1 protein-coding gene is annotated in these 480 nt (G+C 63.5%); it reads right to left on the bottom strand.

The features are described 5' to 3' along the window. Positions 1-413 (bottom strand): DUF1254 domain-containing protein (locus tag ABE434_RS18805; protein WP_346479869.1); only part of this gene is annotated, 413 nt, incomplete at its 3' end. Positions 414-480: the final 67 nt, after the last annotated feature.

Here is a 480-nt window from a genome sequence, read left to right as displayed (position 1 = left end):
CGATCCTTCGCCATCCTGGGCACGGTGATCACCACCGGCTCTGCCCGCAGATCCAGCATGGCAAAGGAGTAGGGGGTGTCCGAATTCGGCGTCACGAAGGCAGTGTCGTCCGGAGTGAACACGCGGGCGATGTTCAGGATGGCGTTGAACGGCCCCTTGTACTGCGGGTTGGAGGTGTTGACGTTGAACGCATAGACGGTCTTGTACGTGTCCACCATCGGGACACCGTAGACGTAGGCCTCGCGCGCGATGGTCCTGGCCTCTTCCAGCGCAGCAGTGTCTGCCGATGCAGCGGGAGCAGCAGGGGATGCGGCAGGGGCGTGACCTGCCGCGGCGTCGCGGTCCTTCTCATTGCCGGACGATCGCTCGCCGCAGGCGCTGAGCATCATGCCGCTGGCCAGGGCAAGCAGCATCCCGATTCCCGTAGCCGATCGAATTCGATGGTGGTACATGCATCTCTCCTTGAATCAGGGGGTCGGG

It is taken from the genome of Stenotrophomonas sp. TWI1183, from assembly GCF_039673115.1.
GTDB lineage: Bacteria > Pseudomonadota > Gammaproteobacteria > Xanthomonadales > Xanthomonadaceae > Stenotrophomonas > Stenotrophomonas maltophilia_AA.
This window is presented reverse-complemented; position numbering and strand designations above follow the sequence as displayed.